At 70.1% G+C, this 25,562-nt stretch carries 22 protein-coding genes; 12 read left to right on the top strand and 10 right to left on the bottom strand.

The window, feature by feature from the left end:
- Positions 1 to 288 precede the first annotated feature (288 nt).
- The gene (locus DQ384_RS42220) at positions 289 to 2,976 is read right to left on the bottom strand and encodes a multicopper oxidase family protein (RefSeq protein ID WP_220183020.1); all 2,688 of its coding nucleotides are present in this window, start codon (positions 2,974 to 2,976) and stop codon (positions 289 to 291) included.
- A gap of 434 nt (positions 2,977 to 3,410) precedes the next feature.
- Between DQ384_RS42220 and DQ384_RS19860 the strand changes: the two genes are divergently transcribed.
- The gene (locus DQ384_RS19860; RefSeq protein ID WP_147268829.1) at positions 3,411 to 4,475 is read left to right on the top strand and encodes a sensor histidine kinase; all 1,065 of its coding nucleotides are present in this window, start codon (positions 3,411 to 3,413) and stop codon (positions 4,473 to 4,475) included.
- Positions 4,472 to 5,149, top strand: coding sequence for a response regulator transcription factor (locus DQ384_RS19855; RefSeq protein WP_114030332.1), 678 nt, complete (start codon positions 4,472 to 4,474; stop codon positions 5,147 to 5,149). Before DQ384_RS19860 ends, DQ384_RS19855 begins: the two co-directional genes overlap by 4 nt.
- A gap of 19 nt (positions 5,150 to 5,168) precedes the next feature.
- On the opposite strand, the gene DQ384_RS19850 is transcribed toward DQ384_RS19855, so the two are convergent.
- Positions 5,169 to 5,588: an ATP-binding protein gene (locus DQ384_RS19850; protein WP_181871294.1), complete on the bottom strand. Its 420-nt coding sequence runs from the start codon at positions 5,586 to 5,588 to the stop codon at positions 5,169 to 5,171.
- A 304-nt stretch (positions 5,589 to 5,892) separates the two neighbouring features.
- Between DQ384_RS19850 and DQ384_RS19845 the strand changes: the two genes are divergently transcribed.
- The 6 genes from DQ384_RS19845 (at position 5,893) to DQ384_RS19820 (ending at position 10,051) form a co-directional block, all read left to right on the top strand.
- Positions 5,893 to 6,735: a helix-turn-helix domain-containing protein gene (locus DQ384_RS19845; RefSeq protein WP_114030330.1), complete on the top strand. Its 843-nt coding sequence runs from the start codon at positions 5,893 to 5,895 to the stop codon at positions 6,733 to 6,735.
- Positions 6,726 to 6,926: a DUF397 domain-containing protein gene (locus DQ384_RS19840; RefSeq protein ID WP_114030329.1), complete on the top strand. Its 201-nt coding sequence runs from the start codon at positions 6,726 to 6,728 to the stop codon at positions 6,924 to 6,926. Before DQ384_RS19845 ends, DQ384_RS19840 begins: the two co-directional genes overlap by 10 nt.
- 40 nt (positions 6,927 to 6,966) lie before the next feature.
- Entirely contained in the window at positions 6,967 to 7,155 is a 189-nt protein-coding gene (locus DQ384_RS19835) for a DUF397 domain-containing protein (RefSeq protein WP_114030328.1), read from the top strand.
- A gap of 94 nt (positions 7,156 to 7,249) precedes the next feature.
- Complete coding sequence (locus tag DQ384_RS19830; protein ID WP_114030327.1) at positions 7,250 to 7,984, top strand: hypothetical protein; 735 nt, start codon at positions 7,250 to 7,252, stop codon at positions 7,982 to 7,984.
- Between the two features lie 52 nt (positions 7,985 to 8,036).
- Positions 8,037 to 8,708 carry a response regulator transcription factor gene (locus DQ384_RS19825; RefSeq protein ID WP_114030326.1) on the top strand — a complete coding sequence of 224 codons (672 nt, stop codon included), beginning with the start codon at positions 8,037 to 8,039 and terminating at the stop codon, positions 8,706 to 8,708.
- Positions 8,705 to 10,051, top strand: coding sequence for a sensor histidine kinase (locus DQ384_RS19820; RefSeq protein WP_114030325.1), 1,347 nt, complete (start codon positions 8,705 to 8,707; stop codon positions 10,049 to 10,051). The genes DQ384_RS19825 and DQ384_RS19820 overlap by 4 nt, the downstream gene beginning before the upstream one ends.
- 40 nt (positions 10,052 to 10,091) lie before the next feature.
- Here the strand turns inward: DQ384_RS19820 and DQ384_RS19815 are convergent, their stop codons facing one another.
- The 4 genes from DQ384_RS19815 to DQ384_RS19800 all read right to left on the bottom strand — a co-directional run bounded on the left by DQ384_RS19815 (position 10,092) and on the right by DQ384_RS19800 (position 13,878).
- Positions 10,092 to 10,301, bottom strand: coding sequence for a hypothetical protein (locus DQ384_RS19815; protein WP_114030324.1), 210 nt, complete (start codon positions 10,299 to 10,301; stop codon positions 10,092 to 10,094).
- Positions 10,302 to 10,388: 87 nt separating this feature from the next.
- Positions 10,389 to 11,930 carry a hypothetical protein gene (locus DQ384_RS19810; protein ID WP_147268828.1) on the bottom strand — a complete coding sequence of 514 codons (1,542 nt, stop codon included), beginning with the start codon at positions 11,928 to 11,930 and terminating at the stop codon, positions 10,389 to 10,391.
- 236 nt (positions 11,931 to 12,166) lie between these two features.
- A complete protein-coding gene (locus tag DQ384_RS19805) occupies positions 12,167 to 13,045 on the bottom strand; it encodes a permease-like cell division protein FtsX (protein ID WP_147268827.1) in 879 nt (292 codons plus the stop codon).
- A gap of 248 nt (positions 13,046 to 13,293) precedes the next feature.
- Positions 13,294 to 13,878 (bottom strand): winged helix-turn-helix transcriptional regulator, encoded by a 585-nt coding sequence (locus DQ384_RS19800; RefSeq protein ID WP_114030321.1) that lies wholly within the window; start codon positions 13,876 to 13,878, stop codon positions 13,294 to 13,296.
- A gap of 84 nt (positions 13,879 to 13,962) precedes the next feature.
- Between DQ384_RS19800 and DQ384_RS19795 the strand changes: the two genes are divergently transcribed.
- The gene (locus DQ384_RS19795; protein WP_114030320.1) at positions 13,963 to 15,135 is read left to right on the top strand and encodes a thiolase family protein; all 1,173 of its coding nucleotides are present in this window, start codon (positions 13,963 to 13,965) and stop codon (positions 15,133 to 15,135) included.
- On the top strand, positions 15,132 to 15,839 hold the full coding sequence (locus DQ384_RS19790; RefSeq protein ID WP_114030319.1) for an SDR family oxidoreductase: 708 nt from the start codon (positions 15,132 to 15,134) through the stop codon (positions 15,837 to 15,839). Before DQ384_RS19795 ends, DQ384_RS19790 begins: the two co-directional genes overlap by 4 nt.
- A gap of 16 nt (positions 15,840 to 15,855) precedes the next feature.
- Here DQ384_RS19790 and DQ384_RS19785 read toward each other — a convergent pair whose 3' ends face one another.
- On the bottom strand, positions 15,856 to 16,242 hold the full coding sequence (locus DQ384_RS19785) for a DUF427 domain-containing protein (protein WP_245966614.1): 387 nt from the start codon (positions 16,240 to 16,242) through the stop codon (positions 15,856 to 15,858).
- 548 nt (positions 16,243 to 16,790) lie between these two features.
- Between DQ384_RS19785 and DQ384_RS19775 the strand changes: the two genes are divergently transcribed.
- Both DQ384_RS19775 and DQ384_RS19770 read left to right on the top strand, forming a co-directional pair.
- Entirely contained in the window at positions 16,791 to 18,161 is a 1,371-nt protein-coding gene (locus DQ384_RS19775; RefSeq protein WP_114030318.1) for a discoidin domain-containing protein, read from the top strand.
- A gap of 139 nt (positions 18,162 to 18,300) precedes the next feature.
- Positions 18,301 to 18,789, top strand: a complete 489-nt coding sequence (locus tag DQ384_RS19770) for a protealysin inhibitor emfourin (RefSeq protein WP_114030317.1) — start codon at positions 18,301 to 18,303, stop codon at positions 18,787 to 18,789.
- Positions 18,790 to 18,820: 31 nt separating this feature from the next.
- Here the strand turns inward: DQ384_RS19770 and DQ384_RS19765 are convergent, their stop codons facing one another.
- The 3 genes from DQ384_RS19765 to DQ384_RS19755 are packed head-to-tail and all read right to left on the bottom strand — an operon-like array spanning position 18,821 to position 25,496.
- Positions 18,821 to 21,127, bottom strand: a complete 2,307-nt coding sequence (locus DQ384_RS19765) for a hypothetical protein (protein ID WP_114030316.1) — start codon at positions 21,125 to 21,127, stop codon at positions 18,821 to 18,823.
- 16 nt (positions 21,128 to 21,143) lie between these two features.
- Complete coding sequence (locus DQ384_RS19760) at positions 21,144 to 23,363, bottom strand: hypothetical protein (protein WP_114030315.1); 2,220 nt, start codon at positions 23,361 to 23,363, stop codon at positions 21,144 to 21,146.
- 12 nt (positions 23,364 to 23,375) lie between these two features.
- Entirely contained in the window at positions 23,376 to 25,496 is a 2,121-nt protein-coding gene (locus tag DQ384_RS19755) for a hypothetical protein (protein ID WP_114030314.1), read from the bottom strand.
- Positions 25,497 to 25,562: the final 66 nt, after the last annotated feature.

Below are 25,562 nucleotides of genomic sequence, written 5' to 3'. Positions count from 1 at the left end.
GCAAGCGATGGACCATGCGCTGGAAGGCGCCGTTGAACGCCTTCCAGATCGCCTTCGAAGGCCGCCTTACCCCCGCCAACCTCTAACCACTTCAACAACCAAGATCAGCCGTTAAATTGACACTCCCGTTAATCAGCATTTTCAGTGAGCCCTTTTCATCCTCACGTGAGGGCTGGCTGGGTCACAGCGAACTGGTCGGCGCACGTCCCCTGGTAGGAGGTCGTTGCTACCGCACCGGAAGTACTTTGACGTACTTCTGCCCGAGTACGTCCGGCCCTCTGGGGGCGATCAGACGATGCGGAAGTTGGCCATCATGCCCATGTCCTCGTGTTCGAGGTTGTGGCAGTGGAAGACGTAGCGGCCCTTGAAGGTGCTGAACCGGATGGCGAGCTGGACTCGTTCGCCTTGGTTGACGAACACCGTGTCCTTCCAGCCTTGGTCGTAGGGGCCGGGGGCCTGGCCGTCGCGGGAGATCACTTGCATGGTGGCGTTGTGGATGTGGAAGGGGTGGCGGAAGTCGGAGATGATCGTCCACAGTTCGGTGCTTCCGGCGGGTACGTCGGCTTCCGAGTACGCCGGATCGAAGAGGCGTCCATTGATCGTCCAGTCGTTGGCGCCTCGATGAAACTTCATGGTGCGCCGCGTCATCGCCGAGTTCGGGCTGATCGCGTTGATCGTGGAAAGCCTGCTCGGAACGCGGCTGCCGTCGCTGGTCGCCCGCGAGACCACGAAGCGCATCACGACGGCGGTGGAGCCCGAACCGATCTGGTTGACCATGGTGATCTGGTCGCCGACCTTGTATCGACTGAAGTCGATGACCACGTCGTATCGCTCGGCCTCCGCGATCTGGATGGCGTCCTGTGGCAGCGGCGCTGCCAGCAGACCGTGATCGGTCCCGATCTGGGTGAACCCGACGCTCTGCCGGGAGGCGTCCTGGAGGGCGAGCTGATAGGTGCGGGCGTTGGAAGCGTTCAGAATCCGGAACCGGTAGCGGGCGGTGTCGACGTTCATGACCGGCCACGGGGCTCCGTTGACGAGGATCACGTCTCCCATGACGCCGTTCGTGTAGGAGTCCTGCACGCCGGGGGTCGAGCGCATCGTGGGGTCGAGCGCGGGGTAGAGGAACGACCCGTCGGCGGCGAAGGCGCGATCGGCGATCATCAGCGGCACGTCGCGCGCTCCAGATGGCAGCCCGAGCGCCTGTTCCTCGGTGTCGTGCGTGATGTGGAAGCCGGCCAAACCGCGGTAGACGCTCGCGCCGGTGAAGTCCATGCGGTGGTCGTGGTACCACAGTGTCCCGGCGCGTGGCTGCGGCGGATAGGTGTAGTCGCGGGTCTGCCGCGTGATGATGGCCTCCGGGTCGGTCATGGCGGGCATGCCGGCCATGGCGGGCATCTCGGGGAACGTGCCGTACTTCGCGTCGGGCAGGATGAAGTCGGTGGGGTAGCCGTCGCTGTCGTGCGGCGTGGTTCCGCCGTGCATGTGCACGACGGTCGGCACCGGAAGATCGTTGCGGTGGCTGACAACGACGGTGCGGCCCGGGTTCTGCACGATGGTCGGGCCGGGGAAGGTGCCGTTGTAACCCCAGATCGGTGTCCGTAGGCCCGGAATGATCGTCGCCATCGCCGCCGACTGCACGATCTCGTAGTAGTCCGTGTCGGAGGTCTGGCGACTGGGCTTGAGTTGTTGCGGAATCGGCAGTGTCGCGCGGAATCGCGGCGGCAGTGTGATCTCGCTGTTGAGCGTCCGGATGCCGGCGTTCGGGTCCCGGCGGCTTCGCGAGCCCCAATTGCCGCCGTTGCCGTTGCCGTGGTCGTTGTTGGGAAGGGGCACGGTGCCAGGGGGTGGTGTTCCTCCGCCGCGTCCGAAGACGCCGGCAAGGTCAGCGATGGCCGCGGCGGCAGCCAACCCGACGACCACGCCAGCCGTCGCCAGAACGGCGCGGCGACCGTGCATGACTCGACCGCTCGCCGAGGGCACCTCACCGGCCGCCTGGGCCGCGCCGTCGAGAGCCAGGGCTGGGCTCGCCGATGCGGATCGGGCCGGCCTTGGGAAGAGGATGAACATCGCGGCGGCGAGGAGGATGAACAACGGAGCGGAGTTGATGTCGGTGGCTTGGCCGGTGGCGACGCCGCCGAATGCCTGGCCCACGACCCAATAGACCAGGTTGAGCACTGTGGCGATCCACAGGAATGTCCGCGCGTGCCACCGCAGACCGACGCCGCATCCGACCAGGACCGACAGTCCGGCGCAGAGGAGCGCGATCAGCCGGCCCCGGCCCTGAGTGACCTGGGCGACCTCGGTGAGGACCGTGCTCAGCCACTCGGCCCCGGCGGGCGACCCGGCGATCGCATTGCTGACGGAATCGTTGCCGCTGTTCGCGGCAAGTAGCCAGAGCCAGCCCATGACGACCCACAGGACAGCCCACATCGTCCGTGCCCCTCGGTCCCCGAGCAGGCCACCCGGTCGGTCGTTAGGCCACACCAGGAGCGCGACCAGCGCGTACAGCACTACGGCGCCGGGCGCGCCGGTGAGGGGGCTGGCGGTGTTCATGAAGAGCATCCCGAACGCTTCGCCGAACCACCAGACGATCATCGCCCACACCAGGGAGGCGGTCAGCGCCATGCTGACGGTCCGGCGGTAGAGCAGGCCGAGACCGATCGCGACCTGGGTCAGCGCGAACAGTGTGTTCCAGACCGCCAAGTTCGCGCCGGCCAGATCAGCTCCCCAGGCGATGCTCGACGCGAGCCATTGCGGCTGGCCGACCTGCATGCTTGACAGCTGCTGAACCCAGTCCGCCGAGTACATGAAGGGTTGGAACTGCAACGCTCCGTCCGATATCCAGAGGAGCCCGAGCAGGGTCTGGATGGTTCTGGTGGCATCCGAGGCGAGATACAGCCGAATCGACGCGAACCATGTCAGATGAATGCCCTGACCATCTCTCCTGCCAGTGGTCGCCGCTACCGACGCGGTCATCGCGGCACTTCCGGGGAGACGCGACGGCGGGCTGCGCGGCCGCGCGCGGTGGGGGCGAGCCTCCTGTGATCCAGGCTCGGGCGCTGGCGGGATCGGGAGGTTGGGCGGGCCATTATACGCCCTGAACGGCGAGTGGCAACTCTCATTTGTCAAGCGTCGCAGTGCGGCTGTCGGCGGGCATCGCGCCGCGGGATGCTTCCGCTACCCCAGCGGAAGTATCCCGGCCTGCTCCACTGGGAGTAGGCGCTGACCTTCCTGTAGCGGATGCTGTTCACCCGCCCTTCTCACCTACCCTGGCTACCGTGAGCACCCAGAGGGTTCAGAGACGACTGCCGCCGACGGCAGTTGATCTAGGCTTGGCTGTGGTGGTCACGGGCGTCACGGTGTGGGGGTGTTACGCCGAGTCGAATCCCTCCGCCGGAGCGAGGCGCGTCTTGGGAGGGCACGTCCTCACCCCGGCACCGACGTGGGCCTACCTTCTCGTGGCCGCGGCGGGCTTGTCGTTGATCTGGCGGCGCCGCCACCCCCGGATCGTGCTCGGCGTCTCGCTCGCGGGCGTGGTCGCCTTCACCGCTCTCGGCTACATGAGCAACGCCGCCCTGGTCATACCGCCCCTCGCGCTCTACACCGTCGCGCTGACCGTGTCCGTACGCGAATCGGTCATCCTCGGGGTCGTCACGCTCCTGGTGCTGGGCGGGGTGGTCGTTGCCGGCCCCATCGACCGCGTCACCAGCGGCGATATCGGACTGGCCGGGCTGGTCGGCATCGCCGTGCTCGCCGGAATCGCCGAAGCGAACCGGCGCCGCTACATAGACGCCGTCCGGGCACGCGCCGAGCTGATCGAACGCACACAGCAGGAAAGGACTCGCCGCACCGTTGACGACGAGCGACTACGGATCGCCCGGGAACTGCACGATGTCGTCGCCCACACGATGGCCACCATCAACGTCCAGGCCGGCGTGGCCGCCTACGTCGCCGGCGACCTCCCTCCCACGGCCGCCGACGCCTTGCAAGCGATCAAGACCGCCAGCAAGGACGGGTTGCGCGAGCTACGGGTGATCCTGGCCGTGCTTCGCCAGGTCGACGACCCCGAGTCGAACCAGCCCCAGCCGGGGCTGAGCCGCCTCCACGCGTTGGTGGCCGGCGTCAGCGCGGCCGGTCTCCCGACCACCATCGTCACCACCGGCCACCCACCCGATGTCCTGCCACCAGCGATCGACCTCGCCGCCTACCGCATCGTCCAAGAGTCACTGACAAACTCGATCCGCCACGCCGGACCAGCCACCGCCATCGTCCAGATCAGCTACGACCAGCGCGAAATCAGCCTGCAAATCACCGGCACCGGATGGGGACCAGGATCCTCCACCCCATCGAGCGGACATGGCCTGATCGGTATGCGCGAGCGCGCCGCAGCCGTCGGCGGCGACCTAGACGTCAGACAGGCACCCGGCGGCGGATTCCAGGTCACCGCACACATCCCCCTGAAGGCCGCCAGATGATCCGGGTTCTTCTCGCCGATGACCAGGCACTCATCCGCGCCGGCTTCCGCGCACTGCTCGAACACACCGACGACATCGAGGTCGTCGGGGAAGCCCTCGACGGGGAAGCAGCCGTGAGCCTCGCCGCCACGACCCGGGCGGACGTCGTCCTGATGGACATCCGCATGCCAGGGGTCGACGGCCTCGAAGCGACACGGCGCATCGCGGACAGCGAAGACCTTGCCGGTGTGCGCGTGCTGATTCTGACCACTTTCGAGTCCGACGAGTACGTCTACGAGGCGCTGCGTTCCGGCGCCGCCGGATTCGTCGTCAAAGACACCGAGCCGGCAGAGCTGATCCAAGCCGTCCGCGTCGTCGCCGGTGGCGACGCCCTGCTATCGCCCAGCATCACGCGCCGTCTCATCGCCGACATCGCAGCACGAGGCCGCCCCGGCAAAGCCCCGGCCGACTACCCCATCGACCGGCTCACCGACCGAGAACGCCAAGTGCTCACCATGGTCGGCCACGGTCAGTCCAACGACGAGATCGCCGGCAAACTGTTCCTGAGCCCCCTCACGGCGAAAACCCACGTGAGCCGCATCATGACCAAGCTCGCGGCACGCGACCGTGCCCAGCTCGTCGTCATCGCCTACGAAACCGGGCTCGTGGCCGTGAGAGCCCGCGCCGAACCCTGAACATCACGACCACGGCGAGTCAGGCGGTGAGGGTCGAGGATGTGGGGATCTGGAACCAGACGACGTGGCCGTCTGTGTCCTTGCGCCAGCCCCAGGAGGCGGCCAGTTCGCAGACCAGCCACAGGCCCCGGCCGCCCTCGGCGTCCTCGTCCACCGCGCGCTGGACGCGGGGGCGCTCGATCGAGCCCTCGTCCACCACGTCCACCTGGATCGCGTCGCCGTGGTGGGTGAGCATCACGACGAGGCGCCCGTCCGGGCGATGGCCCGAGCAGGAGTGCTGGAGCGCGTTCGTCACCAGCTCGCTGACCATGAGCACCGCGTCGTCCGTCTCCGGGCAGCCGCCCGTGCGCAGCACCTCCCGGACGAACATCCGCGCCAGCCCCACCGACGCCGCGCTCCCCGGCAGCTCGGCCCTCCCCAGCAGACGCGCCGTCCTCACCGAACCGACCTCTGGCCGCGCCGTCATACGCCCCGCCCTCCAGCCGCCCCCGAGCGGCCCGCGACCTCGTAGTATCGGGCCACGTGCTCAGGATGGCATTCCCTTTTGAATGGTGTAAATCGGTTTGTTCGCCGCTCTCACCGCAGAGGGCCGCGTACTGATCAATTCTGGAGAGGATCGGCGCGCTAGGAGCCGAATTCGCAGGCCAGCGGGGGCCGGTGAATGTCGATCGCCTGAAACCGGATACGGAACGTGGTATGACGATCTCACCGAGCGAATACCCCCGCGCCCGTCGGAGAATGCCATGGACGAGAACGTCAAGAATTCCGAGCCTCCCCTTCCTCCCGGGTCTCCTCAGGCACGTTTCGGCGCTGAAATGCGCCGTCTGCGGGAGGCCAAGCAGTGGTCACAGGCGGCCGTGGCGGCGCGCCTGGGATGTACGCAGACCCAGGTGAGCCGCCTGGAGATGGCCAAGCGCACGCCGTCCAGATCCGACGCCGAGAAACTGGACCTCATCTTCGGCCACGACGAAAGGAACTACTTTGTCGGCCTATATCGTCGAATAACCGCACGCCCCGGCGGCCCCCGGTGGTTCATGGACTGGGTAGACCAGATCGAGCCCTACGCCCTGGTTCTACGCTCCTGGGATCCCCTCCTGATCCCAGGACTCCTACAGACCGAGTCCTACGCCCGGCACATCTTCAGCCAAGGCCCTCGCCTCACTTCCAAGGAGGTGGAGGACCGCGTTGCGGCCAGGATGCAGCGTCAGGGCATCCTCGACAGGGATGACTCACCCACTCTTCTTGCCTTGATCGATCAGGGAGTGCTGCACCGCCTCCTAGGTGACGCCAAACTCATGCGCGAGCAACTCGACCATCTGATCGAGATCGCCCAGCATCCTGCGGTATCGATACAGATCGTCGATTCCCAGTGCGTCGCGGGTCTCCTGGGCGCGTTCATGATCGCCGAACTGCCTCACGGCGAACCAGACACCATCCATGCGGACTCCTCGACAGAAGGTCAGATCACCGACGACCCGGAAGTGGTCGCCTCTGTTTGGAACCGCTATGAGTCGATACGACTGTGGGCTTATCCTGAGCACGTATCCATAAAAATGATCAAGGAAGCAGGACAGGAATGGACTTGAGAAGCGCCGCATGGCAGAAGTCTTCCTACTCTGGAGACAATGGTGGTCAATGCGTCGAAGTCGCCTCGAACCTGCCCCGTATCGTGGCAATTCGCGACAGCAAGAACTCGGATGGCCCGGCCCTCATCTCCACTCCCAGCGAATGGAACCACTTCCTCAGCGCTATCAAAAGCCACTCCTTCACCTACTGAATCAATGAGCAGCGATGGGTGGTAAGGAGCTGAGTCAGCAGTGGACCTGAGCACTGCCATCTGGCGCAAGTCGTCCCATTCCGGTGGTAGCGGCGGCCAGTGCGTCGAAGTGGCGCTCAACCTGCCGGGTGTGGTCGCGGTGCGGGACAGCAAGGGTGTCGGCGGGCCCGCCGTCCTCGCCACCCCCCACGAGTGGCGGCGCTTCCTCGCCGTTCTAAGGAACCTTTAAAGTCGGCTGAAACCACGCCAGAGGCCGGGATGTTTGTGTCGTCCCCAAGGCGCCGGCTCTTGTCCGGCGCACCCTGCGGACGAAAGGCATCACGATGAGGAAACGCACACGGCTGGTCGTGGTCACGGCGACGCTCGCCGCGCTGGCCGCGACCGGTACGGCGGCGGCGGCGTCCGGACCGACCCCGGCGCCCAGCCCCGTGACGTCGGATTCCGCGCCGGTCAAGGCGGACGAGAACATCAAGAAGTCCGCCGGCGTGGAGGGGAAGGCCAGGGCGTCCGCCGATGCCGACCTGGCCGCGATCGCCGCCAAGCTCGGGGTGACGACCGACCGGCTCACCGCCGCCCTGGTCGCGACCAAGCGGTCGCTGGTCAACGCGACCGACGTCACGCCGGACGCCATCGTCGCGGCGGTGGCGGCCAACCTGGGACTGCCGGTGGCGCAGGTCCAGGACGCCCTGGCGCCGCTGATCAACGCACCGAAGCCGGACGGTGACGCCAGGGACGAGAAGCGTGCGGACGGCCCGCGCAAGCGGGACGAGAAGTCCGGGGACTCGCCGGACGCCCACCTCGCCCCGATCGCCGCCGAGCTCGGGGTGACGGCCGAGCGGCTCACCGACGCCATGCGCGCGGCCAAGACGTCGCTGGCCCGCTCGGCCGACATCACGCCGGAGACCATCGTCGCGGCGATCGCGGCGAACCTGGGGCTGCCGGTCGCGCAGGTCCAGGAGGTCCTGGGGGCCCAGATCGGCAAGCCCGGACCGTCCGCCGACGGCAAGGACAAGGTCGACATCAAGGACAAGCAGGGCGTGGAGGCCCCGCAGGACTGACGACCGCCGCATCTCACAGCGCACATAACGCTCGACGGTGAGGATGGCGACCATGCGGATTCTTGTGGTGGACGACGACCCGGCCGTGCGGCGGTCCTTGGAACACGCGTTGCGCCGGGACGGGTACGACGTGTCGTCGGTCCCTGACGGGGCGTCCGCCCTCACCGAGCACGGCGTGTTCCGCCCGGACGCGGTGGTCCTCGACGTCCTCATGCCCGAACCGAACGGGCTGGAGGTGTGCCGGACGCTGCGTTCGGGCGGGCACGACACGCCGATCCTGATGCTGACGGCCAGGGACCTGGTCACCGACCGCGTGGCGGGGCTCGACGCCGGCGCCGACGACTACCTGGCCAAGCCCTTCGCCCTGGACGAGCTGCGGGCCCGGCTGAGGGCCCTGCTCCGGCGCAGCGGCGCCAGGGCCGAGGTGCTGCGCTTCGCCGACGTCGAGCTCGACCTGAACGGTTGCAGGGCCGAGCGTGCGGGCCGGCGCCTGGACCTGACCAAGACGGAGTTGTCCCTGCTGGAGCTGTTCCTGCGCAACCCCCGCCGGGTGCTGGGCCGGACCCAGATCTTCGAGTCCGTCTGGGGCTACGACTTCGGCCCGGAGTCCAACGCGCTGTGGGTCTACATCAGCTACCTGCGGAGCAAGCTGGAGGCGGGCGGCGGCGACAGGCTGATCCAGACGGTGCGCGGCCTGGGGTACGTCCTGCGGGAGGAGCCGTGAACCTGCGCACGCGGCTGGCCATCGCCGGCGGCTCCGTGGTCGCGGGGGCCCTGGTGCTGGTGTCGGTGGTCCTGTATCCGGCCGTGGACGCCAACCTCCGCGGCCAGATGGACGGCACCCTGGTCATGGCCGCCGGCCAGGCGCCCTCCGTGGCGCGGGCCATCAAGGCCAAGTACCTCGAGGCCAACGTGAAGCCGCCCTCTTTCCCGACCGTTCCGCTGGGCATCGGCAACACCCAGTTGCAGATCGTGCCGGGCCCGGTCCGTGCCGGGCCCTCGACGGAGTTCATCGACGTCACCGACCTCGACGTCGCCGTCGCGGACGGCACCGCCGGCCCCTACTTCCATGACGCGGTCTACAACGGCGTCGCCTACCGCGTCTACACCGCCCAGCTGCCCGATTCACAGGGGACGCTCGTGCGCACGGCCATCCCGCAGTCCGATCCCGCGCCCACGCTGAGCGGGCTGGCCTGGCTGCTGGCCGGTTCGACGGTGGCCGCCGGGCTCCTGGCCGCACTGGCCTCACGCCTGGCGGCACGCCGCGTCCTGCGCCCGGTACACCGGCTCACCGAGACCGTCGAACTGATCCGCAGGACCGGCGACCTGGCCATTGCGATCCCCGCCGACGGCCGGGACGAGATCGGCCGGCTCGGCTCCGCGTTCGCCGCGATGACCGCCGCCCTGGACGAGTCGGTCGGCGCGCAGCGCCGCCTGGTGGCCGACGCCTCGCACGAGCTGCGCACACCGCTGACGAGCCTGACGGTGAACCTCGAACTGCTGGCGGAGAACCCGGCCGACGCGCAGGCGCCACTCCTGGCCGCCGAGGCGCTCGGCCAGGCCGGCGAGCTCAAGACGCTGGTCAACGACCTGGTCGACCTGGCCCGCTACGGCGAGGCCGCGTTCCACACCGAAGACGTCCGCCTGGACCTCGTCGCCGAGCGGGTCGCGGCCCGCGCGGCGCGCCGGGCGCCGCACATCGCGTTCGAGCTGGAGTGCGCCCCCACCCTGGTCCACGGAGATCCCGACGCCCTGGAACGCGCCGTCGCCAACCTCGTGGACAACGCCGTGAAATGGAGCCCGCCCGACGGGCGCGTCCGGATCAGCGTCAAGGGGGGCACTCTCGACGTCGCGGACACCGGCCCGGGGATCCCCGACAGCGACCTCGAGTTCGTCTTCGACCGCTTCTACCGGTCACCGGCGGCCCGCGCGCACCCCGGCTCCGGCCTGGGCCTGGCCATCGTCCGGCAGGTCGCCGAGGCCCACGGCGGGACGGCCGAGGCCGTGCCGTCCGCGAGCGGCGCGCTCCTGCGGCTGGTGCTGCCCGCGTGCGCCGAACCGGAGTAGCCCACGGCCTCCACCGGGCCAGGGAGCAGGGCAGGGATATTCAGCGGGCTCGGGACAGCTTGTCGGGGTTGGTGACGGTGTAGATGCCGGTGATCTGGGTGCCGTCGGGGGTGAGGTCGAGGACCCCCCGGTGGCCGGCGAACACCCGCGTCGCCTCGTCCACCGCCTCGTCCACCGTCGCGTCCATCGCAGGGTCCACCGCAGCGTCCGTCGTCGGGTCCGCCGTCGGGTCCGGAGAGGTGTCGGACATCGTGGCCTCCTTCTCGGTCGCAGGCGCCCCGAAACGCCGAGCGGAGTGAGGCCATGGCATCGCTGCGGGGCGGCGGCCTCCGGCGGATCACGCGAACTTGGCACGGACGTATTCGGCCCACTGACGCTCGAAGTCCTCCCTCCCGATGCCGAGCACCTCGGTGAGCGCCGCGTCGGCCGTCTTGCCCCGGTAGTGCGCGAGCACGAACGCGACCGCCTTCTGCTCGCCGTACCGCTCCGCGATCATCTGCATCGCCAAGTGGCTGAGCTGGTAGTTCACGCCGACGAGACCGTGAAGGTCCCAGGAGGCGTTGTCCGGGATCCGTCCCTCGAACGGCCGGTCGCGCTCGCCTCGCACGTATGCGCGGGTCTCCGGGGTCTGCCCGTCCTCGTCCAGGCTCTGACCGTGAGTCGCGACATACTCGGCGAAGCCCTCGACCACCCATTTATCCAGCGACGACAAGGACGCACCGTGCTCCAGCGGCGCCAGCAGCGAGTGCGCGATCTCGTGGTGGAAGAGCTCCCGCAGTTCGTCCACCCCTCCGTCCACGTCGCCGAAGTACCAGGCGTTGCTATTCGTGACGATCCGGGAGCCGCCGACGTACCAGGAGCCCTCTTCGGGCGAGGAGGAGAGCATGGATATGGAGATACCGGCCTCGGTGGCCTGGCGCTTCGACCGGCGGAACAGGTTTCCCTGCTCGTCCTCCCCCTTCGCGAGCACGATCATGTAGCGGGCCGGGACCGGAGTGCCGGTGTCACCGTTCCGCGCCCAGAAGTCCAGGTCGGCGACGGCGGCCTGCTCGGCGAGGGGGGCGACCCTGGCACCCATGTCGGCCTGGGCGGAACGGGTGAGAACCACCGTGTGCTCGGTCGTGACAACTGAGATGTCCGGCCAGCTGTCCCACGGAGCGGGATAGGAGTCGGTCTCGGAATCACCGGACGTCGCGGGGGTTCCCGTGACTGCGGTGACCGTCGGCGGGGCGTTCTCGCCGGCCTTCGCCACGGTCCAGCGGTACCACTCGGCGACCGGTCGCAGGTCGACGCCGTCGAACCGGTGCTCCAGGGTCACGTCGAAGGAGAACGAGATCCAGTTTCCGAAGGCGTCCTTGGCCAGGCCCTCACCCTGTTGCACCTCGAAGGCGGCCTCCTCGAAGGGCAGCTTACGGAGGTTGTCGAAGGTGTTCGTCTGCTGTTCCAGCAGTTCGGCGTCGCCCTGGTCGAAGATCTTCAGGTAACCGCCGAGATCCCCTGCCTGGAACGCCCGGTTGTGGGCCTCGACCGCCCGCCGCAACTCGTCCTCGGCCACCTGGAACGAGTCGGGCGTGCTTTCCGGCGGACCACCCGGACGCTCCTCGGTCAGCACCACCGAGTCAGGCGAGCCGATGGCCCCCACCCCGCCGGCGTTCCCCGGGCCGCCCGCGTCCGGCTGCCCCCTCATGACCACGAAGACCAGGGCCAGGACGGCGACGAGACCGACGGCCAGGCTGGCCGACATCAACAAGCAGCCCGCCGTTCGCCCCTGCGACCGCGCGGGCGCGAGGTCGTACGACGGCGCGTACGGAGGCATGGCGTCGGAGGACGACTGCTGCCAGGGATGGGCCGACGAATCCCCGTGGCCAGCCTGCTCCATAGTCACCCTTAGCCGGTCAACAGCCATTTGTGGACATAAGACGCCTCATTCAGGCGCCACGGAGCGTATAGATGGCGCGTGTGCACACCAGTGAAATTCGATCGAACTCTCCGGCAACATCTGGCCTCCGGCGCGAGCTGTCCTTCCAGGGCCCGCGGCCGCGCGGCCGGACCACTCGCGGCCACCGCGTCCTCGGCAGTGGCGAGGTCGCCCACCGGACGGGTAACGCTCGCCATTCAGGGGGCGAGGTGCGGGACCATGCCCGCGACGCCGGGGAGGGGTTCGAGGGTGGATTTGATGGTGTCCGCGGCTTGGGGGTCGGTCAGTTTGATGTGGTAAGCCTCGCCGATCTCCTCCAGGCGCGGGAGCACGCCGAGGGCGGATTCGGCTACCTTGCGGGCGTGTTGGGCGGGTTCGAAGAAGACCGTGCCGATTCCTTCGATCGAGGACAGCGCGTTCTCGATGGCGCGGCGCTCGTCCGGGGTCGGGCGGCCTCTGCCCGCGCACGGGGGCTCCTGGTCCGCGGAGGCTGCGCACAACCGGACGGCGAGGTCGGCCTTGCCCGCCCAGAAGAGACCCGGTTCGAACAGGACGTCGGCGACCGCGGGGAGCTTTTCGACCGCGGCCCGCAGTTCGTCCTCCGCGGGACGCGTCGCGGCCGCGTCACCCCGGACGCGCAACTCTCCCACGAACCTGGGGACCGTGCCGTCTTCCGTGAAGCCGGATCCACCCGGCTCCTCCTCGCCGGTCATCTGGTTCAGTTCCCCCGCGAACTCCTTCGCGGGGACGAACGACACCTTCGCGACGCCCGGCACCGCGCGGATGGCCGCTTCGACGGCGCGCCTGCCCTGCTCGGTGGCCGCCTGGGCGCAGCCTTCGGGACGCGGCGGCGTGCCGGCGCACAGCGTCACGGTGAACCCCTCGACCGGCCACGGCCCGCTCGGCGGCGGCAGGACCGTCAGGGCGGGCCCGGGCCGGAGCCGGTACGCGACGCCGCCGGCGAAGGCCAGCGCCACCACGACGGCGGCCACCACCAGGGGCCTTCCCCATCTCTTTCCGGCCCGCGGCGGGTGGACCGGCTCGTCGGCGCGTCCGGCGCCGGGTTCATCCCGCACGTTCGCCTCCTGGTTCCGGCGGCGGGCGTGCAGCGGAACCCTGCCGCGCCGGCACTGCGCGTCCTGTCCGGCGGCCATGGGGTTCCGCCCGATCGTCGATCGCCAGGGTAACGGCCTCGCGGGTGGGACACACCACGAAATAGCCGCCCATTCGGGCTTACCGCCAGCCGCGCTCGCCCCGGTCGGCATGTCCCCTCGGCGGCGATCTCGCGAGGTCTCTCATGAGATCTGACGCGCGGATCAGAGCGTTACGCCTCCGCAGGCCGGTCGTCCGAGGGGGCCTGGGCGGGGACGGCGCCCGCGAACGTCCAGCCGGGGAGCTGGAAGTGGACGCGGCAGGAGCCTTCGGTGACGGGTTCGCCGCAGGTGCGGCACACCAGGATCGGGTCGAGGCCGGTGCCGCAGGAGTGCTCCACGGTGATCGGCGGGCGGTCGGTGAGGTGGCGGTCGCCCCACTGGCGCAGCAGGTGCAGGACGGGCTCCAGCTCGCGGCCCGCGTCGGTCAGGTGGTACTCGTGGCGGGCCGGGCGGGTGCTGTAGAGGGTCTTCTCCAGGACGCCGCCCTCGGTGAGGCGCCGCAGGCGGGCGGCCAGGATGTCGCGCGGGGCGCCGGTGTTGCGGGCGATGGCGTCGAAGCGCCGCACGCCGAGGAAGACCTCGCGCAGCACGAGCAGGGAGTACTTCTCGCCGACCACGCTGAGGGCGTCGGCGACGGAGCACGGACGGGAGCCCGCGCGGGCCGTGCCCGGTTCGGGTCGTGCCCCTGTGGACGCCACCCGTGCCGGCGGCGGCGGTTGTGTCGGCGGCGTGGATGGTGGGGGCGTCGTGGCCATGGTCACATTTTAGGAGGCTGCGTTGGATTATCCAACTGACTGCGGCTAGAGTAAGTCCAGTTTTCCAACTCACTGGAGGACGTCATGCGTGACGCCGTGATCGTGCAGGCCGTGCGCACTCCCATCGGCAAGGGAAAGCCCGGGGGCGCGCTCGCCTCGATCCACCCGGTGGAGCTGCTCGCGCACACGCTCAAGGCCCTGATCGACCGCGCCGGCGTGGACCCCGCGCTGGTCGACGACGTGATCGGCGGCTGCGTCGACCAGGTCGGCGAGCAGGCCATGAACACCACCCGGTACGCCTGGCTGTCGGCCGGCTTCCCCGACACGGTCCCGGCGGTCACCGTCGACCGGCAGTGCGGGTCCTCCCAGCAGGCCGTCCACTTCGCCGCGCAGGGCGTGATCTCGGGCGCCTACGACCTGGCGGTGGCCTGCGGGGTGGAGTCCATGAGCCGGGTCCCGATGTGGTCGAACGTCCCGCCGGGCGCGGATCCGTTCGGGCCGGGCCTGGCCGCCCGCTTCCCCGAGGGGCTGGTGCCGCAGGGCGTCAGCGCCGAGCTGATCGCCGCCAAGTGGTCGCTGAGCCGCGAGCGGATGGACGAGTTCGCGCTCGCGTCCCATCACAGGGCCGCCGCCGCGCACGCCGCCGGGTCGTTCGAGGAGGAGATCGCGCCGATCGGCGCGGCCGGCGCGGACGAGTCCGTGCGCCCGGGCACCACCATGGAGGCCCTGGCCGGGCTCAGGCCCGCGTTCGCCGACCCGGCCTACGCCGCGCGGTTCCCGCAGATCGACTGGTCGGTGACCGCGGGCAACAGCAGCCCGATCAACGACGGCGCCGCCGCGCTGCTCATCACGACCGGCGAGACGGCCGCCCGGCTCGGGCTGCGTCCCCTGGCGCGGCTGCACTCCTTCGCCGTCACCGGCTCCGACCCGCTGCTCATGCTCACCGGCGTGATCCCCGCCACCGAGAAGGTGCTGCGCCGGGCCGGGCTGACGCTCGCCGACATCGACCTGTTCGAGGTCAACGAGGCCTTCGCCTCGGTCGTGCTCGCCTGGGGGCAGGAGACCGGGGCCGACCCCGCGAAGGTCAACGCCGACGGCGGCGCCATCGCGCTCGGGCACCCGCTCGGCGCGAGCGGCGCCCGCATCATGACCACCCTGGTCCACGCCATGCGCCGTCGCGGCGCGCGGTACGGGCTGCAGACCATGTGCGAGGCGGGGGGCCTCGCCAACGCGACCATCCTGGAGAGGATCCAATGAAGATCAACGATTCCGTCGCCCTCGTCACCGGCGCCAACCGGGGCCTCGGCGCGGCCTTCGCGCGCGAGCTCCTGCGGCGCGGCGCCCGTACGGTCTACGCCGCGGCCCGCGACGCCGGCGCGGTGACCGAGCCGGGCGTCGTCCCGGTCCGGCTCGACATCACCGACCCGGCCGCCGTACGGGAGGCCGCCGAGCGGTGCGGGGACACCACCCTGCTGATCAACAACGCGGGCATCTCCCGGGGCGGCCCGCTGACCGGGGGCGAGGACGTCGCCGGGGCGCGCGCCGAGATGGAGACCAACTACTTCGGCACCCTGGAGATGGTCCGCGCGTTCGCCCCGGTGCTGGCCCGCAACGGCGGCGGCGCGCTGGTCAACGTGCTGTCGGTGCTCTCGTTCGTCTCCCTGCCGGGCATCGGCTCCTACTCGGCGTCCAAGTCCGCCGCCTGGGCGCTGACCAACGCCGTCCGCCAGGAACTGGCCGGCCAGGGCACGCTGGTCATGGGCGTGCACGCCGGGTACATCGACACCGACATGGCCGCGCGGATCACCGGGCCCAAGATCAGCCCCGAGGACGTCGTGCGGCAGGTCCTCGACGGCGTGGAGGCCGGCCTGCCGGAGGTGCTGGCGGACGACGTGAGCCGCGGCGTCAAGGCCGGGCTGTCCGGCGACCTGGAGGCGCTCTACGCCGGGCTCGCGTCGTGAGCGCCTCCTGGCCCACCTACTCCTGAGGGGCGCCCTGCTCCTCGATGGCGTCGACGCGGTCGGGGTAGAAGGCGAGGTGCCCTTCGATCTCGGAGACCGCGGCGTACGGCGTCTCGTAGCTCCACACGGCGTTGACCGACCGCTCTCCCCCGCCGGGGATGCTGTAGTAGGAGGCGTCCCCCTTGTAGGGGCAGTAGGTGTGGTGGCCGGTGCGCTCGAGCCGCCCCATGTCGACGTCCTTGCGCGGGACGTACTGCACCGGCGGATAGTTCGCCTCGCGCAGCGTGAGCGCGTCCTTGGTGTCGGCGAGCACCCGTCCGGCGACCGTCACCACGACGCGGGCGGGGTTCCGCTCGACCGTGATGGGGTGGTCGGGGCCTGGGATCGCCACGGGCTTCTCCATGATTCTCATCTCCGTCGGCTCGTTCCTGGCACGTGGGGCCCTCGGCTGCGAAGGATATCCTGCGGCGCGTCCGTCTCCCAGGCGGACCGCGACGCTCCGGCGGCGTCGCCGGGGCCGGCGGAGCCCTCCCGCCGCGCGGGCTCCCCTGACGGCGGTACCCGCCGGGCGCGACGCGGAACAGGCGCTTGAAGGCGTTGGCGAAGGCGTACTCCGAGCTGTAGCCGCCCAGGCGGGCGACCTCGGCCGGCAGGGCGTCGGACTCGCGCAGCAAGCGGGCCGCGGCCGTCCGGCCCCGGACGGGCGCCGGGCCGTCTATGTTTCAACGACTTTACATAAGTGTTGACGGAACATCGCGAAGGGGTAATACTCTCTGTCCAGAGAGCGCTCTCTCATATAGGTACGACCGATCCACCCCTCGACGCGCACAGGCGGGGGGCGCTGACCCCCATGATCCGCGCCCCTGTCCCAGGTAGCCGAGAAAGCGTTATCCCATGCCTGGGGCCGCCGACCGCCGATCGGTCCTCACCAAGGGAGAGCCCATGCTACGCATGCGCGATCGCACCGACGTGGGAGCGATCCCACGTCGCAGGCTGGGAGCACGTCTCAAGGCCGCCGCCTCGGCCGTACTCCTGACGGTCACCACCGTCGGGATCTCGACGCTGACGGCCGTGGCCGTCCCGGGCACGGCGCACGCGGCCGTCCCGGCGCCGCCGCCGGGCTTCACGCTCACCTGGAGCGACGACTTCAGCGCGGCCGCGGGCACCGGCGTGAACACCGGCACGTGGAAGTACGACACCGGTCCCGGAAGCAGCTTCGGCACCGGCGAGATCGAGACGATGACCAACAGCACGGCCAACGTCTTCCACGACGGCAACGGGCACCTGGTCCTGCGCGCCCTGCACTCCGGCACCAACCCGACCCAGGGGTGGACCTCGGGCCGCATCGAGACCCAGGCGGCGACCTTCGGCGCGCCCGCGGGCGGCGTCGTCCGCATGGAGTCGTCGATCCAGCAGCCCAACGTCACCACCGCCAACGGCGCCGGCTACTGGCCCGCCTTCTGGATGCTCGGCGCGCCCCTGCGCAGTGGCGTGCCGTGGCCGACCAGCGGCGAGATCGACATCCTCGAGGACATCAACGGGCGCAGCTCCGTCTTCGGCACCCTGCACTGCGGCACGAACCCCGGCGGGGTGTGCAACGAGTCGACCGGCCTCGGCAGCGGCGAACGTCCCTGCCCCGGCTGCCAGACCGGCTACCACACCTACGCGGTGGAGATCGACCGCTCGAAGTCGCCGGAGGAGATCCGCTGGTACCTCGACGGCAACAACTACTTCACGTTGCCGGCCACCCGCGTGCCCGCGGCCACCTGGACGAGCGCCGTCCAGCACCCGTTCTTCATCATCTACGACCTGGCGATCGGCGGCGGCTTCCCGGCCGCCTTCGGTGGCGGCCCCTTCGCCTCCACGATCTCCGGCGGGCAGATGAACATCGACTACGTCGCGGTCTACAACAAGGGCCCCGGCGGCGGTGGCGGGGGCGGGAACGTCGCCCAGGGCAAGCCCACCACGGCCTCCTCGGTGGAGAACGCCTCGCTGGGCGCGGCGAACGCCACCGACGGCAGCGGCACCACCCGCTGGAGCAGCGCCTTCAGCGACCCGCAGTGGATCCAGGTCGACCTCGGCCGCTCGTACACCATCAACCGTGTGACGCTGAACTGGGAGGCCGCGTACGGCAAGGCCTACCAGATACAGACGTCGGCGGACGGCACCACGTGGACGAACGTCTACTCGACCACGACCGGTGACGGCGGCACCGACGACCTCACGCTGTCCGGAACCGGGCGCTATATCAGGGTGAACGGCACACAACGCGCCACCCCGTACGGCTACTCGCTGTTCGAGTTCCAGGTCTACGGCACCTAGACCCGGCGCCGCGCACATCGACCGGCGCCCTCCCGGCTCGGGGCGGGAGGGCGCCGGCCCGCGTTCTCGTCCCGGCGTCGCGAACAGGCCGGTTGAGGACGCCGGTGAGCCGTCCGGCCCGCGGGTACGTCTACAGGTCATGAGGATCTGGCGTATCGCGGTGATGTCCGTGCTCGTCCCGGTGATGCTCACAGGGGCGGCGCCGTTTCCGGCGACGGCGGCCGTGGCCGTGGCCGTGGCGGACAAGGCAGACAAGGCAGACAAGGCGGAGGACGCGCGGCAGGCCGTCCGCCAGAAGGCGCAGTCCCTCGTGAAGCTGCGGCGGCAGGGCGGTTTCGCCGGCGTCGACGACCGTGTGACCGTCTACACCGACGGCTGCGCCCGCGTCGTCCACCGAACCGGCCCGGCGATCACGCGATGCCTGTCCGCGGCGGACACGCGCACGCTCCGCGGTGATCTGAAGCGGCTGAGCCTGGGCCGTTCGCAGACCGCACCGCCCGGAGCGGACATGTACAGGTACACCCTCACCTACCACGGCAGGAGCGTCAGCCGGTCCAGCGTGCCCGCCTCCTGGCGCCCGGTCGTGCGGCGCCTGGAGAAGCTCCTCGACGCCCGCCCCGCCGGCTGACACGGGCCCGGCCTTCGAGGCTCCGGTGGTCTCAGGCGGGCTGGATCAGGACGAGCGTCTCGGTGGTCGAGACGACGGGAGTCCGCCGCACCTGCCCGCTCGCCGCCACGAAGGTGAAGCGATGGCTGAAGTCGCGCACCCGGGGGTCGCGCAGCGCGATGTGGGCCCTCGTCGTCGTGGTCTGCGATCCGGGCAGTTCGACGCGCAGCTCGCGGTGGTAGCCGGACGCGGCGTCGTCGTAGGCGAGCTCGACGAAGACGGTACGGATGCCCGCGGCCGCGTCCCACGCGGGGACCAGGTCGAGGTCGAGCCGGCCGGGGAACGGGTCGACCACGGCGACGCGCGTCTCGGCGGCGGTCCTCGGCTCGGTGGCGATGACCGAGCCGTCGACCAGGTTGTGGGTGAAGGAGTAGGTGAAGGTGTCGGCCAGGCGGGTGCCGGAGCGCACCCGCCAGTGCTGGACCGCGCCGTCGGGCCGCACCACGAGGGTCTTGTCCCGCGCCCACCCGTCCGGGTCCTGGTAGGTGAGGTGGACGTCGGTGAAGGCGATCGCCCCCGGATCGAGGTCGGCGGGCTCCACCGTGACGTCCAGGAAGCCGAGCCGCAGCGATGGGTCCAGGTCGAGCGTGCGGTCCCCGGTCTCGCCGCCGAACCGGTAGGAGGTCTCGCGCGCCGCCCACCCGGCGTCCTGCCGGAAGTTGTACTCGATGACGTAGCGGTAGTCGGTGTCGAGCGTCTTGTTGACGTAGACGTCGAACGTCCGGTCGCCGGGGGCGTTCGCGTCGAAGACGAAGGTGCCGCGCTTGGGCCCGCCGGGGTCGGCGGGCCGCCCGTACTCCAGGGCCACGCTGATGCTGTGCAGGCCCAGCGCCGCGAAGTCGACGCCGCACTGCATCCTGACGGTGAACTCACGGAAGAAGGGGTCGTCGAGGTCGACCTCGACGAGGTGGCCCGGGCCGGAGAGCGTCCCGGCGAGGAGGCCGAAGAACCCCTGCGGCGCGTGGACCCGCTGGACGGCCTCGGCGCGGTCGAGCACGAGCGTGACGTGCTTGAGCTCCTCCTGGTGGACGTAGCGGAGCTTGAAGGACACGAGCGCGGTGTCGACGCCGCCCGCGGCGGCCGGCGAGGTACCGGTGGACGGGCCGGGCGCGGGACGGCCCGTGGACGGGTTCGCGGTCCCCGGCCCCGGCGGCGGAGGGGGCGGAGGCGCAGGAGGCGCGGCGCCCGTGGCGCCGGACGCGGGAGCACCGGCGGGGGGAGGCGGCGGGGGCGGCGCTCCGGCCGAACCGGCGGGAGGCGACCCGCCCGGCGGCCGGCCGCCGGCGGCGCCAGCCGGAGGCGGGCCGCCCGAGGTACCCGGCGGCGGGCCCCCGGCCGTGCCCGCCGGGGGCGGCCCGCCGGCGGTGCCGGTGGGAGGGGAGCCCGTCGCCGGCGGGTTCCCCGGGGCGCCGGTGGCGGGAGTCCCGGAGACCGGGTGCGAGACCACCGGCGAGGCCGGGGTGGCCGTCCCGGGAGCGGGCGCCTGCCGCGGCAGGCCCGACGGGCTGAGCGAGGGCTCGAACCACTCCGAGAGCAGCTTGTCGCGGAAGAAGTCCAGCGCCCACTGCTCCTGCTGTGAGCGCTCCGAGCCGGGCACGAAGTCGGCCACCTCTATCTTGATGACCCCGTCCTGCGCGAGCTTCTGGAAGGCGGCCTCGACCCCGGCGCGGACCCAGTACACCTGGACGCTCAGCCCGAGAGACAGCTCCTCGTAGACCCGGGACAGGTCGGCGCTGATCTTGACGTGCAGCGCCGGGCGCAGCGCCGTGAAGCGCAGCTTGTAGATGACCCCGACCGGCGCGCCTCCCTGGTCGAACACCTGGCGCATGATGGTGGCCCCGGCGGCGGACAGGGTGAGGCTGAAGATCGCCTGGTTGTCGCCGAAGAGCGAGGGCACGGCGGCGCCGAGGATCTCCTCGACGGCCACGAACGCGCCGGTGTCCCGCGTCCCCGCGGGGCCCTGCACGTTGAGCGCCACGCACTGCACCTCGCCGTCGTCGAACGGCACCGGGCTGAGCACCGGCTGCGGGGCGAACCGCCGCAGCTCGCCGAGGATCCGCCGCCGGGCCTGCTCGTCCAGGCGAAGGTCCACCTCGAACATCAGGAAGCCGCCGCCCTTGGCCCCGCCGGCCACGGCGGCCGGCTTGTAGACGACGAGCGTGAACGCGGGCTCGTGGTCGGCGGGCCGCTCCGACAGCCGTACCGGGGCCGGGAGGTACCAGAACTGGTTCGGGTCGGCGTGGTCCCGGAAGACCGTGACGCCGTCGATGACGAGCGAGGTGGCGCCCAGCTGCAGCATCCTGCCCTCCAGGGGGTCAGTCGAAGGTGAGCGCGAGCGCGGGGGCCCGCGAGCCGGTCCAGTCCGTGGCGCGGATCCGGCCGTTGGCGTAGCGGACGACGGTCTTGTAGCGGTAGCCGGGGTCGGCGCCGTCGAAGTGGAGCTCCTGAGGAGGGCCGCCGGGGGTGAAGGTGAGCTCGCCGAGCGGGGTCTCGGCGCCGGGCGGCGCGAAGGTCACCACCGCGTCGCGCACCTGCCTGCCCAGGGCGGCCCGGACCAGGACGACCTGGTGGGGCGTCATGCCGGGCGTGACCAGCAGGGTCGGCTCGGTCGTGGCGGACGGGCCGACGACCAGGGCGCTGCCGTCCGCGCGCAGCACGATGGCCCGCCAGTCGATCCTGCGCAGGTAGGGGTCGCGCAGGTCGACGCCGAAGGTCCCGGTGGGCGAGGATCCGGCGAGTTGCAGGGTCCGCTCCTCGCGCACGCCGTTGGCGGCGTCCTCGTAGCGCATCTCGACCAGGACCTGGGCCACCTCGGCCCAGGGGACCTGCGCGATGACGAGGACGGCGCGCTTGGCCGGGAACGGGTCGCGGATCCGCAGCTCGGTGACGGTCGTGGTCGTCCAGTCGTGCTCGTGGTCCTGCCGCCCGTTCCCCGCGAACCGGATGTGGTAGTCGAACGCGGCGGGCACGCCCGCGGGGACGTACAGCGGGTAGTCCCAGGCCGGCACCGCGCTGGTCAGCCTGATGGTGGCGGCCTGCTCGACGTCGTGCTCGGGGACGCGGTGGCGAATCGACACCTCCACGGCCGACCAGCGGTCCCAGGGCACCTCCTCGGCCCGGATCTGCACGGTCACCATCGCGAACAGATCGTCGGTGAAGACCTCCCAGACCTCGCCCTCCACCACCTTCGGCGGCAGGGTCAGCCGGGCGGGCCTGCGCAGGTTCTCGACCTGGGCGAGGTTCACGGTGGCGGTGGCCTCGACCGGCAGCACCATGCGGTCACCGTCGACGACGGAGGCCCAGTCGACGACGGAGTCGTCCGTCCGCGCGTCCAGGACGACGTTCTTGACACGGTCCCCGTACCGCAGCTCGGCGTTGACCGACACGACGTGGGCGCGCTGGAAGTCGACCCGGGACAGCACGCGGACCTTGCGGCGCTGGAACCACGGATGCTCGGTGTCGACGTCCATGACGAACTCGCCGATCGGCCTGCCGGACGCGCGGATCGCCGCGCCGATCCCGGCGAGGTGCGCCTGCGGGTTGATCGTGCGGCGGACGGTGGTGCGCTCGCTCATGGTGACGGTGAGGCGCTTCTGGTCGATCCGGGAGTAGTGGGTCTTGTTGTAGGTGAAGGAAGGGAACAGCCCGCCGCCGGTGACCACGTTGTGGTGCATCGAGTCGAGGAAGGCGGTCACGTCGCCGACGTCGTCACGCGGAGGCCGCGACGGGTCGATCGACGGGGTGAAGAAGGCGTCGGTGATCATGTCGCGGACCTCGGCCAGGGCCTGGTCCCGGCGCGCGATGATCCCCTTGGTGTCCGCGCCCTCGGGGACGAACGTGTCCGACTCCAGGACGATGGCCCGGCTGTCGACGAGTGAGTCGACGCACTGGAGGATCTGCGTCGAGTAGAAGATCTGGTCGCCGGTGAACTCGGTGTCCAGCCTGTCCTGCACGCGGTCCCAGTCGATGGTCAGGCGGACGGCGTAGGCGGGCCGCAGCGCGAGGTAGTCCAGCGAGTAGACCACGCCGGCGGGCATCAGCTCGCCGTCCAGCGCCCGCTGGATCATGACCGCGCCCTCGTGGTCGAGCAGCGCGGAGAAGATGGCCCGGTTGTCGCCGTACAGGCTCGGCTTGGCCGGGTGGACGGCGTTCACGACGAACCGGGCGGGCGCGCCGGCGGACGCGGTGACGTCCTGCCCGAGGAGCATCAGCCGGACCGTGCCGTCCTCCAGCGGCACCGGCCCGAGCCGGGGCCTGCCGGGCAACCGCGCCGAGCGCTGGATCTCGTCCGCCACGGTCCGCAGGAGGTCGTCCTCCACCCGCAGGTCGACGTCGAAGTTGAGCAGCCCGCCCGTCCTGTCCCCGCCCGAGCGGAACCACAGCAGGGAGAACGCGGGGATCTCGCGCCCGTCCTCGCCGGTGCGGACCGAGACGCGGGGCTGGAGCGGCAGGTAGTACCACTGGAGCGGGTCGGCGTGGTCGGGGAAGACCGAGACGCCCTTGACGATCAGGTAGGGCGGGTTCAGGTAGAGCATGCGGGCGGCACCTCAGGCGGGAGGGAGGGCGGGCAGGACGAGCTGCGCGGTGGTCGACTGCCGCTCGGGGACGGTCCGCTCGGTCTGGTCCTTCATGTAGTAGGTGGCCGACCAGCGGTACCGGCGCTCGGAGGGGCTGGTCAGCTGGACGTGCCAGGGCTCGGGCGTCTCGCCGGGCCGCACCAGGACGTCCTGGTACTGGTCGTCGCCGTACCGCAGCTCCACCGTGACCAGCGCGACCTGGGTGAAGTCCACCTGGTCGGGGACGACCTGCACGTCCATCACGGCGCCGAAGGTCTCGCCGACGACGAGGCTGTCGCCCTCCAGGACCGTGGGCGGGATGCGCTCGATGGAGCCGTCGTAGCGGCGGACGTAGCCGCTGTAGGTGACCTGTCCCGCGTTGAAGTCGATCACCGGCACCTCCCAGTCCACGCTGGCGGCGGTCTTGCGAAGCTCGAACGTCTCGGTGACCGTGTAGTCGTTGGCCGCGTCGGTGTAGGAGATGTCCACGGTGACGGACTCGATCTCGGCCGTCAGGTCCCCGGTGGCGCTGGCGTGGATCTTCTTCACGTCGCGGAACGGGGTGTTCACGTAGATCCGCCGGACGGTGTCCTGCCAGCCGGTCGTGAGCGTCCGCCCGTCGGCGTCGTGGTACTCGATGCGGTACTTGACCGGCGCGCGGCGCGGCTCGTAGATGGGCCGGCGCAACTGGTAAGCCTTCTTGTCGCCGGTGACCGCGTACTGTTCCTCGATCGCGGGGCCGCTCGCCGGCTCGTAGCGGACCGTCACCAGGGCGAGCGGGAAATCTCTCGCGTCGATGGCGCCGGCCTCGACGTCGACCATCAGCAGGCCGGTGTCGTCCACGTTCAGCGTGATCTCGTTGCCCTTGCCCACCAGGTCCGGCGGCGAGTCGTACGGCCGGGACGCGCCCTTGAAGTTGACCCGGTACCGGTAGGTGAACTCGTCGGGCCCGCCGTCCTTGAAGCAGGAGAACTTCAACATCTCGTCCTCCTTGCTGAAGTGCAGGTCGCCGCTGTGCCTGCCCTGGTAGTCGATGTGGAGGTCCACGCTGTGGATGGACAGCGCGGCGAAGTCGGCGTTGACGCGCGCCGTGACCTCCAGCCGCCGGAAGAAGGGGTGGTCGAGGTCGATCTCCTGGAAGTACTCGCCCACCTGGGCAGGGTCGATCATCGACACGATGTTCGGCAGCGTGCCCCTCGGGTTGAAGGGATACAGCGCGGCGGCGTTCTCGGTGATCGTGTACGAGAAGTGGTCGATCTTGACCTTGTGGTACTCCCGGCGGATCGTCTCGTAGTCCTCAAGGACCGTCCGGTCCCCGTCGTAGTGGCCGAGCTGCTCCAGCATCTTCTTGGCCACGGTGTCCTCCAGCGTGCGGGTGAGGCTCTCGCGGATCTGCGCCCTCACCCGCTCGTCGGTGCCCATGCCGGAGGTGACCTCGACCTTGAGGATCTCCGAGTTCCAGATATCCTCGCGGATCTTGTTGAGGAAGGTGTCGCTTCCACAGCCCGCGTCGTCCTTGGCGGTCTGCACGAAGTCGTAGTACTTGGAGGAGTCGAAGGTGGCGGTGCCCGTCAGCGGAGGCAGGCGCACCCACGCGCTCATCTCGTAGACGACCTGGACGAAGCCGCCGAGGCCCTTCAGCGCCGCCTCGAACAGCACCGCGCCCTCTTCGGTCAGCTCGACCGTGAACGGGGTGATGTTCTTGCCGTACAGCGATGGACTTCCCGGATTGAACACCGAAGTCACGAAATCGCCGGAAATGTTTGCCATGTTCAGCTGGGCGGTGCCCTTGGCCCACTGGATGGTGCCGAGGCGGACCAGTTCCGGCCTGCCCCTCGCCGCCGCGACCTGCCGCTTGAGCTCTTCCATGATGATGTCGCGCTTGGTATCGGCGAGGCTGAACTCGACGTCGAAGGTCGCGAAGCCGCCGCCATAGGTCCCGTCGCGGCGCTTCTTCGGGGTGCGGTAGCGCAGGAACCGGAACACGGGCTTGCCGTTGTCGTCGACCCGGAATGTCGGTTGTTCCGGGACCGCGTAGAACACGTATGGATCGTGGTCGTCGCCGTATACCTGCACGCCCGTGATGGTCTGCACCGAGTCGATCCGCAGCATGTCGGGCCTCCGTGGCCGAGTCAGTCGAGTCAGTCGAGTCAGTAGGGTCAGTGGGGCCAGTGGGCC

Origin of the sequence: Sphaerisporangium album (assembly GCF_003323745.1) — a bacterium.
GTDB classification, from domain to species: Bacteria; Actinomycetota; Actinomycetes; order Streptosporangiales; family Streptosporangiaceae; genus Sphaerisporangium; species Sphaerisporangium album.
The sequence above is the reverse complement of the archived record's forward strand: the minus strand, read 5'-3'. Positions and strand labels throughout refer to the sequence as shown.

Excerpts from the sequence above, each read along its gene's own strand:
- DQ384_RS19775 (WP_114030318.1), top strand. The coding sequence starts at position 16,791 with ATGCGCGATCGCACCGACGTGGGAGCGATCCCACGTCGCAGGCTGGGA.
- DQ384_RS19845 (WP_114030330.1), top strand. The coding sequence starts at position 5,893 with ATGGACGAGAACGTCAAGAATTCCGAGCCTCCCCTTCCTCCCGGGTCT.
- DQ384_RS19795 (WP_114030320.1), top strand. The coding sequence starts at position 13,963 with ATGCGTGACGCCGTGATCGTGCAGGCCGTGCGCACTCCCATCGGCAAG.
- DQ384_RS19815 (WP_114030324.1), bottom strand. The coding sequence starts at position 10,301 with ATGTCCGACACCTCTCCGGACCCGACGGCGGACCCGACGACGGACGCT.
- DQ384_RS19855 (WP_114030332.1), top strand. The coding sequence starts at position 4,472 with ATGATCCGGGTTCTTCTCGCCGATGACCAGGCACTCATCCGCGCCGGC.
- DQ384_RS19755 (WP_114030314.1), bottom strand. The coding sequence starts at position 25,496 with ATGCTGCGGATCGACTCGGTGCAGACCATCACGGGCGTGCAGGTATAC.
- DQ384_RS19785 (WP_245966614.1), bottom strand. The coding sequence starts at position 16,242 with ATGGAGAAGCCCGTGGCGATCCCAGGCCCCGACCACCCCATCACGGTC.
- DQ384_RS19825 (WP_114030326.1), top strand. The coding sequence starts at position 8,037 with ATGCGGATTCTTGTGGTGGACGACGACCCGGCCGTGCGGCGGTCCTTG.
- DQ384_RS19810 (WP_147268828.1), bottom strand. The coding sequence starts at position 11,930 with ATGGAGCAGGCTGGCCACGGGGATTCGTCGGCCCATCCCTGGCAGCAG.
- DQ384_RS19760 (WP_114030315.1), bottom strand. The coding sequence starts at position 23,363 with ATGCTCTACCTGAACCCGCCCTACCTGATCGTCAAGGGCGTCTCGGTC.
- DQ384_RS19800 (WP_114030321.1), bottom strand. The coding sequence starts at position 13,878 with ATGGCCACGACGCCCCCACCATCCACGCCGCCGACACAACCGCCGCCG.
- DQ384_RS19770 (WP_114030317.1), top strand. The coding sequence starts at position 18,301 with ATGAGGATCTGGCGTATCGCGGTGATGTCCGTGCTCGTCCCGGTGATG.
- DQ384_RS42220 (WP_220183020.1), bottom strand. The coding sequence starts at position 2,976 with ATGACCGCGTCGGTAGCGGCGACCACTGGCAGGAGAGATGGTCAGGGC.
- DQ384_RS19790 (WP_114030319.1), top strand. The coding sequence starts at position 15,132 with ATGAAGATCAACGATTCCGTCGCCCTCGTCACCGGCGCCAACCGGGGC.
- DQ384_RS19765 (WP_114030316.1), bottom strand. The coding sequence starts at position 21,127 with ATGCTGCAGCTGGGCGCCACCTCGCTCGTCATCGACGGCGTCACGGTC.
- DQ384_RS19840 (WP_114030329.1), top strand. The coding sequence starts at position 6,726 with ATGGACTTGAGAAGCGCCGCATGGCAGAAGTCTTCCTACTCTGGAGAC.
- DQ384_RS19830 (WP_114030327.1), top strand. The coding sequence starts at position 7,250 with ATGAGGAAACGCACACGGCTGGTCGTGGTCACGGCGACGCTCGCCGCG.